Consider the following 13,916-nt stretch of genomic DNA (forward strand, 5'->3'; position numbering starts at 1 on the left):
TGTTACTTGACGATCCGCGTACCTGTTTCACCTTTGAGAGCCCGGCCAATATTTTCAGGGTTGGTGATCAGTGCCTCCGTACCGCCGTTTTCAAGATACCAGATCGCGGCCTGGATCTTCGGAGCCATGGAGCCTTTGGCAAAATGAATGCCTTCGGCAAGGTAGGTTTTGGCTTCGGCAATGGTTATTTTATCGAGCCACTTCTGTTCGGGTTTGCCGAAGTTGATGGCAACTTTTTCGACAGCAGTAGCAATCAGGAACATATCGGCTTTGATGGCTTGAGCCAGAAGTGAGGATGCAAAGTCCTTATCGATCACTGCGGCGGTGCCGGCGAGTTCTCCGTCACCAAGATCAATGACCGGGATGCCGCCGCCACCCACTGTGATGATGATATGCCCCGCATCCAGCAGAAGTTTCACCGATTCAAATTCCACGATCTCTTTCGGCAATGGCGAAGCGACAACCCGCCTCCAGCCACGTCCAGCATCCTCCACAACGGTCCAGCCCATTTCCTTTTCACGACGCTTGGCTTCGGCCTCATCCATAAATGAACCAATTGGTTTAGTGGGTTTCTTGAAAGCAGGGTCATCCTGGTCCACACGTACCTGGGTGATGACCGTGGCGGCTTTCTTGTTGATCTTGCGTCTCAAGAATTCGTTATGCAAAGCTTGCTGCAACTCATAGCCGATTGCACCCTGTGTATCTGCGCCACAGACATCAAGCGGAACTTCGTGCATGCCTTCAGTCTTGGCAGCGATTTCGGAACGACGCAAGATGAAGCCAACTTGCGGCCCATTTCCGTGACCAATGGCCAGATCCCACCCCGCTTCGATCATGTCTACCAGATGGACGGCGGTTTCACGAAGTGCGGCTTCCTGGTCTTCCACGCTAACGTGTTTATCATCTTTAATAAGTGAATTGCCGCCAATAGCGACGACTGCGAGTTTGTTGGTCATGAGCACTCCTAACTCATCGTAAGCGCCATCACGGCCTTTTGCGCGTGCAAGCGATTCTCGGCTTCGTCAAAGACCACAGATTGCGGGCCATTCAGGACGCTACTGGTGACTTCGATATCACGGTCAGCAGGCAGGGGGTGCATGTAGATGGCATCCTTGTGAGCGACTTTCAGCTTGGCATCATCCATGATCCAGTTCTTGTACATATCCTGTAATTTCTTGCCCTCGACGTTGTCATTTGTGGTCAATAACGGGCCCCATGACTTGGCGTAAATCACATCCGCATCTTTGCAGGCTTCGGTCATGCCATCTTTGGTATCAATGATCTCAAACTTGGTGCCAGCGATCTTGGCTTGCTCTTTCGCCTGCGCAACAATATCAGGCATCAATGAGAATTCAGGCGGATATGCCAAAGTCACATCCATGCCGAAGCGCGGCATTTGCAAAATCAAAGACTGGGGAACAGAGATCGGTTTGAGATAGGAAGCAGCATATGCCCATGAAACAACGATCTTCTTCTTGCGCAAATCCTTGCCTTTCTTTTCCATGATGGTCATCAGGTCAGCCAGGCATTGAAAGGGATGATAAATATCGCATTGCATATTCAAAACAGGAGCGCGTGAATTCTTCGCAACCGCATTCAAATATTTGTTGCCATCGCCATAATCGCAATGACGAATGGCAATTCCGTCAAAGTAGCGGCCAAAGATCTCGCCGATTTCAACCGGAGTATCACCGTGTGAGATTTGAGTGGTGTTGCTATCGATGAAAGCGCCATGCCCGCCCAGTTGCGCCATGCCTGCCTCGAACGATCCGCGGGTGCGGGTGGACGAGAAGAAAAACAACATGGCCAACGCCTTATCACGCAGATATGGATGCGGCTCACCAAGAGCGCGTTTGCGCTTCAGATCCCATGCTACTTCCAAAACAGTTTCGACTTCCTCTTTTGTGAAGTCGAGATCGCCGATGAAATCACGGCCACGAAAATTAGTTTGCATTGCTTAGTCTCCTTGTTATTGTGCTACGCGTAATTCTTCCGCGCGTATAAATTTATCATCCCAATATAATCTGACTCCCTCGCAATAATCCACAGAGCCACCCCATGCAGAGAAATCAAAATCGGACAGGCAGCCCACCACGCTCAGTTCCACCACACCGCCGTGATTGACCACCAATACAGAACGTTCTTCAGAAATGTGATTCAGTAAGCTGATGTAATACTTTGCCAATTTACCAGCATACTTCGCTGTGGCCTTGTGGCTGCGAATGGCAGTTGCATATTCCGCAAAGGACATCGGCCACGGAGATTCTTTCTCCACATCGCGCCCGTAGGTATTCATCAATTCATTCTGCTCATCCACGGCAAAGCCCATGGCGATGGCGGTTTCAAACGCGCGCGGAAGCGTGGAGGTGACTACGCGGTCAAACGGGCCGATATTCTGCCCAACCAGGCGAGCAAGTGTCACACCTGTTTGATTCAAATGTTCACCGGGCTGTGTGCGGATGGAATGTCGTCTAATTTCTAAAGTTTTCATGGGTTATGGTAAAAAATATACAAGTACACAGGTAAACATGTAGATACAGACCTGTGTACTTATCTACAATCTCTACTTTATCAAACTTGGCAAGATCGCATAAAACTCCGTCGCCTTGACCATATCTTCAAGCGACACAGAATCGCGGACGGTATGAGCGGTCTCTTCGTCGCCGGGGCCAAAGCCAATGGAGGGAATGCCAGCTTTGCCAGCCCAGTAAATCCCATTGGTGGAGAAATTCCATTTACCGCTTGGGGAGTCAGCAAGGCCAATAGTTTTTCGTGCCAACTGTCCCGCTTGAACGAGCGGATGTTCTTCCTCCAAAGCCCAGGCCGGGAAATATTTATCCACCGGAAAGACAAAACCCGTGTAGGAAGGCTCTTCGTAGAAAAGTTCTTCGAGCTTTACAGAGTCTTTGAAGTCAGCGGGAATTAAATCCTCGACCTGTTTCCTGACCGTTTCCTTGGTTTCGCCGAAGGTCATGCGACGGTCAATAAAAATGACGGCTTCATCAGGCACAGCATTGATAGATGGGGTTTTGACGTGCATATCGGAAACTGTGATCTTGCCATGGCCCAAAAATTCGTGATCGCCGAGTTTGGGCTCAAGGTCACGGATGCCTGTGATGACAGGCAATAATTTATAAATGGCGTTATCGCCGAGGTGATTGCTGGCCGCATGAGCAGATTTGCCTTTTGCGGTTACTTTCATTTCAAGGCGCCCTTTGTGGCCGCGATAGACCAACATTTTGGTCGGTTCGCCGATGACAACAAAATCAGGTTTGATTTTTGGGTCTATTTCAACGAAGGTATTGGGGGCAATGCCGTCGCACCACTCTTCCATATTGCCGAAGTAATACGCGGTCCAGCCATCCAGCAGACCGAGGTCACGCGCCATTGCCAGACCATAGATCATGCCGGGCGTGGAACCCTTTTCGTCACATGCACCACGGGCATACAAAACGCCATCTTCTATCTTTCCTTTGAACGGATCCCATTGCCATTCGTGCGGGTCACCGATTCCAACAGTATCCACATGCGAATCATAAACAATCACGCGCTTGCCGTTACCAATGCGCCCCATAATGTTCCCCATCGTGTCAAAGCGGACTTCATCAAAGCCGAGTTTGTTCATTTCTTTTGCGATGCGTTCGCCCACATCCTTGAGCTGCGAGTCCATCGAGGGGATTTCAACGATCTCCAACATGAACTGGATGATGTCTTCACGTGCTGCCTGCACACGTTTCTGTATTTCTTGAATTGTCATAAATACTCCTTATTGTTTTTTAGCCACAGAGTCACAGAGACACCGAGAATCTTTTTACTGGTCTCTTATGCTGATTTTATAGAATGAAGCGTTTAATCCCATCTTTTACAAGGCGGGAATTGAAATTAATGAGAAGTCCAACATGTTTTTCAGTCAGCCTTAAATAAGTCAATAATTGTGCCTCGAAAACAGGGTCAAACCGTTCAACGCTTTTGATCTCAACTACAACCAAACTCTCCACCAGGAGGTCAAGCCGATAGTTACCCAATTGTCTTCCTTTATAAATTACAGGTATTTCCAACTGCTGTTGATAATGGAGCCCATCCAAATCGAATTCAACAGACATCGCGTTTTCATATACACTCTCAAGCAATCCAGGGCCCAACTGCCTGTGTACTTCTATTGCACATTTTATGATTCGCTGCGTAATCGCGTTCTCGGGTATATCTTCTGGAATTTTCCGAACTGGATAATTTAATGCCATCAAACTTTCTCCACTTAAAAAGTCTCTGAGTCTCAGTGTCTCCGTGGCTAATTAATTCCCCACGCGTCTTACAATATGAAAGTGAAAGTATCCTGGAATAAAGTAACTCAATGAATAATCCACGATCTTTCCATTGACATCGAACAATTGGGAATAGAAGTGTAGTAATACATCTCCGCGCTGGATCTCGATGGCTTTCGCCACTTCGGCAGTTGCGCCGATGGCACTGACGTTCGCACGGGAAGAGGTTAGAGCATCGCCGCGACCCAGCAAAAAGTCAAGGACGGAGCCGTGGAAATCGGCAGGCAGATCCTTCGAACGCAGAATCGTCTCGGGCAGAATGTCCACAAGATAGGCCACAGGTCTGTTATCGGCACGCATTACGCGGCGCACACGAGTTAACTTGTCACCCACTTGAACACCCAGCAGCTTCGCAAGTTCATCATCAGCAGTTTCTGATTCGATGCTCAAATCACTGACCGAAATCTCGAGCCCCTGGCGCTTTGCAATCGTCTCAAGGCTTTCAAGAACTTCAAGGCCGCTATCCAACGCTTGCATCCTGCCGACCACAAAAGTTCCCGAACCCTGCCTGCGGCGAATCAATCCCTGTGTTTCAAAGGAACGCATGGCTTCACGCAAAGTGGCGCGCGAAACGCCAAGCTGTTTTGCAAGGTCTGGCTCAGATGGAAGCCGCTGGCCCGCTGGTGAACGTGAGATCAAAGCCGCCAGGTCGGCTTGCAATCGTTGAAAAGGAAAATTAGCCATTGATCCTCAATCCTCCAACACAGGCACAAAATCGAATTGTGTTACATCCACAAGACCCTTATCCGAAATTCTTAATTCGGGGATCACCACCAGCGCCATCAGGCTCAGTTGCATATTCGGGTTATTCAATTCACAACCACAAGCCTTGAACCCTTCCAGCACCGTCCCAGTTTTCTTCGCCACAACATCCGCGCGCTCGTTAGACATCAAACCTGCGATGGGCAACTCTACCAACCCGACTACTTTGCCATTAATCACCGCGATTTGACCGCCACCGCATTTCGCCAATTCATTCGCGGCAATCGCCATACTTTCATCATCCGTTCCAACCACAATCATGTGATGGCTGTCATGCGCCACTGTCGAACCTATCGCACATTTTCTTGTAAAACCAAACCCGCTGATCAAACCAACTGTAACCTTACCAGTTGCGCGATGACGTTCCACCAGCGCGATCTTCGCGAGGTCACGTTTGATATCTGCTTTGACTTCGCCATTTTCTGGCTTGACCTTCATCTTGAGATGATTGGTCGGTGCCTGGTTTTCGATCACACCTATGATGTGCGCCTCGATCTCCGCGCCGTCAACTGCTCTCGACTGAAGGACAAAGTCTGCCGCTTTGAGATTCCTCTTAATATGAACGGAATTGGTAACCCACTTGGGATACTTAACCACGGGTAATTTGACTTGCCATTCGCCCCCCTCGGCTATGACCTGTCCTTTGGCAATGACTACATCGGCTTTAAATTTCATCAGATCGGTTACAAGCAAAACATCTGCCCAGCGGCCAGGGGCGATCATTCCCATTTCTTTGGTAAGTCCAAAATGTTCAGCGGTATTGATCGTCATCATCTGAATAGCCGTCATCGGATTCAAACCTTCAGAAATTGCATGGCGCAACACGCGATCCATATGGCCTTCAGTCGTTAGCGTCTCCGCATGAGAATCATCGGTGCAAAGGATGAAGCGGCGCGAATCCATTTTCTTTTCGGTAATGGCTTTCACTTGAGCGGCAACATCAAACCACGAGGAGCCATAACGCAGCATGGCTTTCATGCCCTGCCGCACACGCGCAATCGCATCATCCATACGTGTGCCTTCGTGGTCATCTTCCGCGCCACCCGCTACATAGCCATGAAATGGAAGTCCGAGATCGGGCGAGGCATAATGACCGCCGATCACCTTGCCCGCTGCATGAGTGAGAGACATTTCATCCAACATCTTTTTATCGCTCATGAACACGCCGGGGAAATTCATCATCTCACCCAGGCCAATAATGCCTTTCCAGTTCATGGCTTCGGCTACTTCCCTGGGACCAATCGATGACCCGGGAGTTTCAAACCCCGGTGCAGAAGGGACACAAGATGGCATCTGCACCCATACGTGGATGGGTTGCTTGAGAGCCTCATCCACCATCAACTTGACACCTTTGAGGCCAAAGATATTCGCCATCTCATGCGGGTCAATGAACATACCAGTCGTTCCGCGAACTGCCACTACGCGCACAAACTCAGTCACTGTGACCATACCTGATTCAACATGCATGTGAGCATCCAGCAAACCAGGCACGAGAAAACGTCCCTTGGCCTCGATGACTTTTGTTTTCTTTCCAATCGCATGGCTGGCATTACGCCCCACGTAAGCGATGTGTCCCGCCACAATGGCAATATCGATTTCAGGAATAATCTCACCTGATTGCACACTCACCCATTTGCCGCCGCGAATCACGAGGTCGGCAGGAGTGCGTCCCATGGCTACATCAACAAGAGCAGTTGTCAGTTTTGTGGAAGATGACATAAATTACTCCAAGTTACTTATCCAGTGCATATTCGTCCACAACGACACCCAAACCATCTGCAACCCGGTTGACGTAGGCAAAATATGCAACTGTCTGGTTTAAGTCCAGGATGGCGCGGTCATCCAAGCCTGCATTTCGTAATGGCGTTAGGTCTGCCTCGGTCATGGCCCAGGGTTCGCGGGTAAGTTTATCTGCATAATCCAGCATGGCCCGTTGACGTAGAGTCAACTCTGCGGAGCGGTAATCGGTTTTCAAAGCTTCCACCAATTCTGGTTTCTTTACAAATCGCAGCAAACCGCGCGAATGATGCACAATTCAATAATGACATTGATTGATGGCACTCACTACAACCGCAACCATTTCACGCTCTGAACGGCTAAGCGGACTTTTCGCGTGCATGACTGAGTGATACAAATCCGCATGGGCGCGCAGAGTGGGCGGATTCAACGAATGGACAGCCAGTATGTTATCTGTGCCCTGTTTCTCGGCATCGAATTCCTGCTCGTACAGAGCCTTTAATTCACCTTCGGCTTCAGGCTCATCGATGACATGGATCCATGCGCGCTTCATAATGTTTAGCTTCCTCCACCGCGAGCCTGATCTTGCAGATTAAACGCCGCCGAAATCGGAAACAATAATTCTAAAAAGAAAATAAGCAAGATAGCCAAAGGATGGAATCGGCAATATCCATGCAAACACCATTTCATCGCGGCCAATGGCAAAAGCGGACAGGAACGAAAAGAGCGGTATCAATCTCACGATCAATAAGACGCCCGTCCACCCGCCCGCCACATAGGTGACCAGGATGGTCAGCAAAGCAGATGCCACCATCAGCCCAGCCTCTTTTCTGATCAAAGCCAGAAACATCAGGATGATCGCCAGCCCGGCAACCACGATGCCCGGAATTCCCTGGGAAAGTAACATTAGAGTATCGATCACTATGTTCATTTTCTCAACACCTTTAACCAGCTAATAATCTTTTCGCAGCTTTGTTATGCTTCTCGATCAACTTGCGCTGGTCCACCGTCACCAGTTGACCTTCCTTCACAACGAACTTTCCATTCACTACTGTGTAATCTACATTCACGGGTTGACCAAATACGATTGCGGAAACTGGATCATGCATACCTGTATAACCAAGTTTATTCAAATTGACCGCAAAGAAGTCGGCGCATTTGCCTGCTTCCAAACTGCCAATGTCATTTCGCCCCAGGACTGCCGCGCCGCCGCGTGTTCCCAAGTATAAAGCTTCTCTTGCGGTCATCAACTTTCTGCCCCCACCCTGCCCTGCCCCAGAGGGAGAGGGTGAAGCGGAGTATCCCGTAATTCCTTCTTTGACACGTGACAAAAGCATTGCTTGTCTTACTTCAGCTAGAAGATGTGAGCCATCGTTGGATGCAGAACCGTCCACGCCTAACCCCACGCTGACGCCTGCCGCCCGGTATTCTTTGACAGGAGCAATGCCTGAAGCCAGCCGCATATTCGAGGTGGGACAATGTGCCACGCCGCAATTATGCTTGGCAAATACTTTGATCTCTTCGTCATTGACCCACACTGCGTGCGCAAACCAGACGTCATCCCCCACCCAATCCAGTTCCTGCATGTATCCAACGGGGCGGTGACCAAATTTCTGCAGGCAAAATTGTTCTTCGTCTTCTGTTTCGGCGAGATGAGTATGCAGATGCACACCATATTCGCGCGCCAGCTTGGCAGACTGTTTCATTAAGTCGCCCGTCACACTGAAGGGCGAACAGGGTGCAAGCACAATCTGAGTCATCGCGCCATTTTTTGCGTCGTGATATTTTTCTATAAGACGTTGTGAATCTTTGAGGATATTATCTTCTGTATCTACAACTGAATCAGGCGGGAGGCCGCCCTGGGATTCGCCGAGGCTCATGGAACCGCGCGAGGCTTGCAGGCGTAGACCGATCTCGGAGGCTGCGGCAATTTCATCGTCCAGTTTGGAGCCGTTTGGAAAAAGGTAGAGATGGTCGGCTGCGGTGGTGCATCCCGAAAGGGCCAACTCGGCCAGTGCGGTCTGAGTCGAAATAATAATATCCTCGGGGGTCAGGCGCGCCCAAATGGGATATAAAGTTTTGAGCCAGTTGAAGAGATTTGCATCCTGCGCGGCAGGGACAGCGCGCGTGAGGGTTTGATAAAAATGATGATGGGTGTTGACCAGCCCCGGCAGAACCACATGACCCTTGAGGTCGAGCACTTCATCTGCGGTTTCTGGAAGCTCAGCCATGGGACCCACTTCCTGGATCAGGCCGCGGCGAATGAAAAGACCACCGTTGGGAATCTCCCGTTGATGGTCGTCCATGGTTACGATGTGCGCGTTTTTGATGAGTAAAGTGGTCATTAGCTTTTAGCGGATGGCGATTAGCTGTTCGAAATCGGTGCGCCGATAATACTGGCGTTGTATAGTTGTCTGACAACTTCAAGTGTAGCAAAAAAGGGGGAGGATGTCAATTAGGATAAGAAACAGATTATTGTTTGATCCTGATTTGCGCACGAATTTGCCTAAGACACTGAGGGTACATTAGGCATGATTTTCCACCACTCTTCTAACTAAGTAATTATTGTCAATTTTTGCCTTTCCAATTATATAGTTATAAGTAAGTTCATTAATTTTCTTTATCATAGACACTTGATGTAGTACAGCCCACCTAACCTTATAATCATCATCGTCCATCATTTTTGATAACCTATTAACTACAAAATCTGCATATCGCGATTCTATCAACAGGTATAGAGATTGCACTGTATGATATCTAACATCATGACTTTCATGGAAACAAAAAGCCGATATGTATTGAACTAATATAGGCATTACAGGTTTTTCAACCAGGTTATTTACTTCAAAGCTCAGGAAATCTTTTAGAGCGATTAGGGAAGATATTATTTCATATTCCTCACTGCTGTTAAGTAAAGCCAATATCTCTAGAAGTTCTTGCAGGCAATCTATATTAAAGGCTATTCGGATAAATATTAGGTATAACCGCAATGAAAGCGTCTCGTCTCTCATAAAGAATCCAGAGTACCCTTTTTCTATTTCGGAAAAGTGCTGCTCAAGTTTTGCGTAGTAATTGTCCCAATTGTAACTATAGGATAACTCCTGCCTCTTCAGAGTCATCATTAATTCAATTGCATCGATTTTCTCTGAGTGAGTTTGCGTTTCAAGACGCAGGGTGTTCAAAATTGTTTCGAGCAAATCATTAAGAAGTTCTTCTGAAAGTGATGGTTTTTCAAGTTCGATGATCCTTCTTATTGTGTAATATGGACGATCTACAAAACCAATAAATCTACCATCTTTACCTTGTGTTTCATTTCTAACTTTGATGTTATTGATATATCGTTGAATATGCGTATCTCGTTTTTCTGGAAAAATTTCCAAGTTGTAATCTTTTTCATAAAACTCGGGGTAAAACTTCTTTACAGTTTCATCTATTTCAGTGTTGAAATTATCTTGTCCTTTTCTCATCTTAATAAGAAGATTCTCTACATGCTGGTAATCCCGCTTTTTGTCCTCGTTGCCTAGCACGGCTTCAATTTGCGATAACAATCTTTTGGTAAGTTCTTTTGATAGTTTTGAAAAATCTAAATCTGATAATATTTCAAAAATCGAATCAAAAAATCGAAAATATTTTTTGTCTAGAATTTCTATTGAGAAGACAATAATTGTTTCTTGTGAAAGCCTCCTAATGTTAGATTTTAGAGCTTTAAATAGATTTTCACCTAAGAAGATATTCGTATTATCTTCTCGTATCCACTCACGCGAAAATCCAAGCAGCTCATTTGAAACAATTTCATAATCGGTATCCGAAAAATAATACCCAAACTCCCTAAATAAAATAATTTTCCATTTTGTTTGTTCATACTGCAATGGCTTTGTGTTGGCAAGCTCATACAACTCAAGAATTTCTCTTGTTGTGCCACGAGACAACGAAGACCCATATTTACTTGCGATATTATTAAAACCCGATTCATCGCCGAATAATACGCTGATCCTCATTAACTGAATTTTGTGCAGCAGATTGTTTTCTTGTTGCACTAAATGAAATAGCGCCTTCTGAATTTCCTTCAGTGTAAGTACAATGTGTGTATATGATCCATAATAGATCGCGGCAAATAAATAATTTGTAATGTAACCAAAAAGATGCTCCAAATTGTAGTATGTGGTTGAATATGGAGAACTTGTTATTGCCTTGAAATTTCTATCCCAAATATCATCGTTTATGTTTGTGCTAAACCTGTCAGTCAGAGGGAAGAATATTAATGAATTTTGCTGATTGATTTTTTCTTGAATAGAAAAGCTGTAAACATTCTTAATTTGGTCGTCGGTGGTTTTTAGATTATGCCAATCTATTAGAATATCATTTAGCAACCAATTTGGAATTGACCCATCTTTGGGGGAGGCGTTGTAGACTGCTTCGTTAATGGATAGTGCGTTTTCTATATCCCCATTATAAAAACTTGCTATCACATCCCACCTCCGGCTAACCAGTTCATGCAATTTGGGCGATTGAATCGCACTAAGTGTTTTCAATAAAGTTTCAAGATTAATATCTTTAAATTTCTTTTCGCCAAGAAGAAACTCTACAACATCTAAGCATAGTTTATCTAAATCGGATGTTTGAGCATTTTTTTCATCTGTTCGATGGACTAAACTAACAATTTTATTTCTTGTTAATCCTAAGTTTTTGAATATTTGTTTATCGATATCACCTGTATCTACAGGAAAACTCTCTGCGGTTATTTCTATGGAGGATGCTTCTGTTTTGTTTTCGCTGAGATATCCTCTACAATATTTTTGATATGTCTCTAGTATGTCAGTTATTACCGCTTTATAACCAGCATCAATAAACTCTCTAATATCGTATATGTCATTGTAATGTCTTCCATCTGAACCTTTAAGGTTTTTTTGAATGCTTGTTGCTTCACGATTTCGATCTTTAAGAAATAGATAGATTGATTTCTTGTTAGTCTGCTTTGCTCGTTCAACTTCGAGCAGAACACCTGACGATATCTCCTTGTCAAAATTGTCAATTAGAAACAAACAAACATCGCTTTGGTCTAGCTTGAAGAGATAGTCATCCCTCGATGATGATGTTGATGCTGCATCATCTTCAAAAGTATAAGTTTCAATAAATCCTGTGTTTTCAAGGGCAATCTTTAGGGCTCTTCGCACGAGGTCATAATTAGTCGTAACAGCTTTATCTGCGACAGTTTTTTTGTCACTTGATTCTGTTTTGACTAACTCGTCGAAATTTATTCTCTCGCCGCCGCATTTCGAGCTGATGAATACTTTGATTTTCTCTTCACTTCTCATTTTTTCACCCAAAAACCATTATCCCTATATTTTGTACATTAATTATATTGTACTCTTTTTCTCCTATACGAATAATAAGTCTTTATATATTTCAAACTTTTGTTTTTATGAAGTATTTATCCTGTCCACCTTACTGAAATACTGAATAAATCTTCTGTCTTCATTTACCAGCGCAAAATATCGAAAGGACAAACTCACATGGTCTACATCACTCTTCGTCTCAATGTAGCAGACTACCCCCACCCGTCCTACCTCTCGCTCCGTTCGGGTACGATGTCCTCCAAATTCCAAAGTGCGGACTTTGTCTATCCTCAACGTGATGGGGGGGAGAGAGATACACCAAGGCAGTTCGCGATACAATTATGGGTAGGATTGATATAGAGCAAAAGGAGATACTACAATGACCGTCTGGCGATTAATAGGGATTATCTTCATATTCGTCTGCGTCACGATTGCCTGGGGCATCCTCGGCACAAGCATCATGGTGCGGACGGATTCAGGCTACGCTCAACTCAACCGGCAGGTGGAAGACTTGTGGGGTTCAGAGCACTATCAGAAGGCCCCAACCGTTACACTGAAAACGATCGAAAAGGATGGGGATAAAGAGAGAGAAGTCATTACTCCTGTCGAATTGGAATCGAGCGATATTCAGGTGGCTTTTCAGCTTGAGCATCGCCGTAAGGGACTGCTGTGGTATTCCACCTATGATGTGGATTTCGATGCAGTCTATCTTTTCAAGAATCCGCTCAATCAGCGCGCCGAAGGAACGGTAACGTTCTATTTCCCGGCATCCAGCACCATCTACGATGGCTTTGAATTCCGCGTTGACAAGGTGAATGTAACTCCCAACGAAGACAACGCCTACGATGGCATTAAAGCGGTGGTCAACGTCCCTGCGGGAGGTGAAATACCCATCCATATTGCCTACAAGTCACGTGGCTTGGATAGCTGGCTCTATAGTTTCTCCGATGGAATCACCACCGTGAAGAACTTCTCCCTCAAGGCGGTCACAGACTTCACTGAATACGATTTCCCGGAACAGAGCATCTCCGCCTCCACCAAGACACCCACGGATAAGGGTTGGACGCTGGAATGGGCATTTAACAATCTGGTCTCTGATTTCGACATCGGCGTACAGATGCCCAGCAAACTAAACCCGGGTCCGCTCGCCAGTCGGATGAGTTACTTTGCGCCTGTTTCGTTGCTGTTCTTTTTTACGACACTTATCGTGCTGGGAGCTGTAAGAGACAGGAACCTACATCCGATGCATTATTTCTTCCTCGGTGCCAGCTTCTTTGCGTTCCACATTCTATTTGCCTATCTGGTGGATCATCTATTGATCGAGTTATCCTTCATCATCGCGGCGCTTGTATCCATGGCGCTCGTGTTCACCTATTTATATCGGTCGGCCGGAAGTCGTTTTGCCATTTGGGTCAGTGTTGCTCAATTGGTGTTCCTGGTGCTGTTCTCGTACGCCTTTTTCTTTGAAGGCTATACAGGTCTGGTCATCACCGTTAGCGCCATCCTGACGCTGGCGATCATGATGCAACTAACCGCGAAAGTTGATTGGACGGAAATCTTTCGCAAAAAGGAATCGAAGAGCCAGGCAGCGGATTAAGCTTCTCTCAAGTGAAAAACTTATTGCCCCGTCTGCGGACCCAATACGTGTTACACTGAAAGAGTAATAAATTGGATCTCTCTGTTGTACCTTGACCGCTGACCCTCTTATTAAGGGTTGCGGTCATTTTTTATTATCCAGCCGAGCTGGAAGAAGGAAGTT

General features: G+C 46.2%; 12 protein-coding genes. 1 reads left to right on the forward strand and 11 read right to left on the reverse strand.

The features are described 5' to 3' along the window. Nucleotides 1–2: 2 nt before the first annotated feature. From arcC to AC14M5_RS23980, 11 genes are all read right to left on the reverse strand, one after another. The gene (gene arcC / locus AC14M5_RS23930; protein ID WP_484032243.1) at nt 3–956 is read right to left on the reverse strand and encodes a carbamate kinase; all 954 of its coding nucleotides are present in this window, start codon (nt 954–956) and stop codon (nt 3–5) included. 8 nt (nt 957–964) lie between these two features. After that, nucleotides 965–1,954: an ornithine carbamoyltransferase gene (locus AC14M5_RS23935; protein ID WP_484032244.1), complete on the reverse strand. Its 990-nt coding sequence runs from the start codon at nt 1,952–1,954 to the stop codon at nt 965–967. A gap of 15 nt (nt 1,955–1,969) precedes the next feature. Continuing rightward, entirely contained in the window at nt 1,970–2,491 is a 522-nt protein-coding gene (locus AC14M5_RS23940) for a histidine phosphatase family protein (RefSeq protein WP_484032245.1), read from the reverse strand. 72 nt (nt 2,492–2,563) lie between these two features. Further along, nucleotides 2,564–3,757 (reverse strand): YgeY family selenium metabolism-linked hydrolase, encoded by a 1,194-nt coding sequence (locus AC14M5_RS23945; RefSeq protein WP_484032246.1) that lies wholly within the window; start codon nt 3,755–3,757, stop codon nt 2,564–2,566. A gap of 76 nt (nt 3,758–3,833) precedes the next feature. Beyond that, nucleotides 3,834–4,241, reverse strand: a complete 408-nt coding sequence (locus tag AC14M5_RS23950; protein WP_484032288.1) for a GxxExxY protein — start codon at nt 4,239–4,241, stop codon at nt 3,834–3,836. A gap of 51 nt (nt 4,242–4,292) precedes the next feature. Further along, nucleotides 4,293–5,006 carry a GntR family transcriptional regulator gene (locus AC14M5_RS23955; protein ID WP_484032247.1) on the reverse strand — a complete coding sequence of 238 codons (714 nt, stop codon included), beginning with the start codon at nt 5,004–5,006 and terminating at the stop codon, nt 4,293–4,295. 6 nt (nt 5,007–5,012) lie between these two features. Continuing rightward, on the reverse strand, nt 5,013–6,803 hold the full coding sequence (gene ade, locus AC14M5_RS23960) for an adenine deaminase (protein WP_484032248.1): 1,791 nt from the start codon (nt 6,801–6,803) through the stop codon (nt 5,013–5,015). Nucleotides 6,804–6,816: 13 nt separating this feature from the next. Continuing rightward, on the reverse strand, nt 6,817–7,374 hold the full coding sequence (locus AC14M5_RS23965; RefSeq protein WP_484032249.1) for a peroxidase-related enzyme: 558 nt from the start codon (nt 7,372–7,374) through the stop codon (nt 6,817–6,819). A 39-nt stretch (nt 7,375–7,413) separates the two neighbouring features. Further along, a complete protein-coding gene (locus AC14M5_RS23970; protein ID WP_484032250.1) occupies nt 7,414–7,752 on the reverse strand; it encodes a hypothetical protein in 339 nt (112 codons plus the stop codon). Between the two features lie 13 nt (nt 7,753–7,765). Next, nucleotides 7,766–9,166, reverse strand: a complete 1,401-nt coding sequence (locus tag AC14M5_RS23975; protein ID WP_484032251.1) for an 8-oxoguanine deaminase — start codon at nt 9,164–9,166, stop codon at nt 7,766–7,768. 180 nt (nt 9,167–9,346) lie between these two features. After that, the gene (locus tag AC14M5_RS23980) at nt 9,347–12,148 is read right to left on the reverse strand and encodes a hypothetical protein (protein WP_484032252.1); all 2,802 of its coding nucleotides are present in this window, start codon (nt 12,146–12,148) and stop codon (nt 9,347–9,349) included. Nucleotides 12,149–12,536: 388 nt separating this feature from the next. Here AC14M5_RS23980 and AC14M5_RS23985 point away from each other — a divergent pair, with 388 nt between their 5' ends. Continuing rightward, nucleotides 12,537–13,754, forward strand: a complete 1,218-nt coding sequence (locus AC14M5_RS23985; RefSeq protein ID WP_484032253.1) for an inner membrane CreD family protein — start codon at nt 12,537–12,539, stop codon at nt 13,752–13,754. The last annotated feature ends 162 nt before the right edge of the window (nt 13,755–13,916 follow it).

The organism is Candidatus Villigracilis sp., assembly GCF_057083605.1.

Excerpts from the sequence above, each read along its gene's own strand:
- AC14M5_RS23975 (WP_484032251.1), bottom strand. The coding sequence starts at position 9,166 with ATGACCACTTTACTCATCAAAAACGCGCACATCGTAACCATGGACGAC.
- AC14M5_RS23985 (WP_484032253.1), top strand. The coding sequence starts at position 12,537 with ATGACCGTCTGGCGATTAATAGGGATTATCTTCATATTCGTCTGCGTC.
- AC14M5_RS23950 (WP_484032288.1), bottom strand. The coding sequence starts at position 4,241 with ATGGCATTAAATTATCCAGTTCGGAAAATTCCAGAAGATATACCCGAG.
- arcC (WP_484032243.1), bottom strand. The coding sequence starts at position 956 with ATGACCAACAAACTCGCAGTCGTCGCTATTGGCGGCAATTCACTTATT.
- AC14M5_RS23955 (WP_484032247.1), bottom strand. The coding sequence starts at position 5,006 with ATGGCTAATTTTCCTTTTCAACGATTGCAAGCCGACCTGGCGGCTTTG.
- ade (WP_484032248.1), bottom strand. The coding sequence starts at position 6,803 with ATGTCATCTTCCACAAAACTGACAACTGCTCTTGTTGATGTAGCCATG.
- AC14M5_RS23935 (WP_484032244.1), bottom strand. The coding sequence starts at position 1,954 with ATGCAAACTAATTTTCGTGGCCGTGATTTCATCGGCGATCTCGACTTC.
- AC14M5_RS23945 (WP_484032246.1), bottom strand. The coding sequence starts at position 3,757 with ATGACAATTCAAGAAATACAGAAACGTGTGCAGGCAGCACGTGAAGAC.
- AC14M5_RS23970 (WP_484032250.1), bottom strand. The coding sequence starts at position 7,752 with ATGAACATAGTGATCGATACTCTAATGTTACTTTCCCAGGGAATTCCG.
- AC14M5_RS23940 (WP_484032245.1), bottom strand. The coding sequence starts at position 2,491 with ATGAAAACTTTAGAAATTAGACGACATTCCATCCGCACACAGCCCGGT.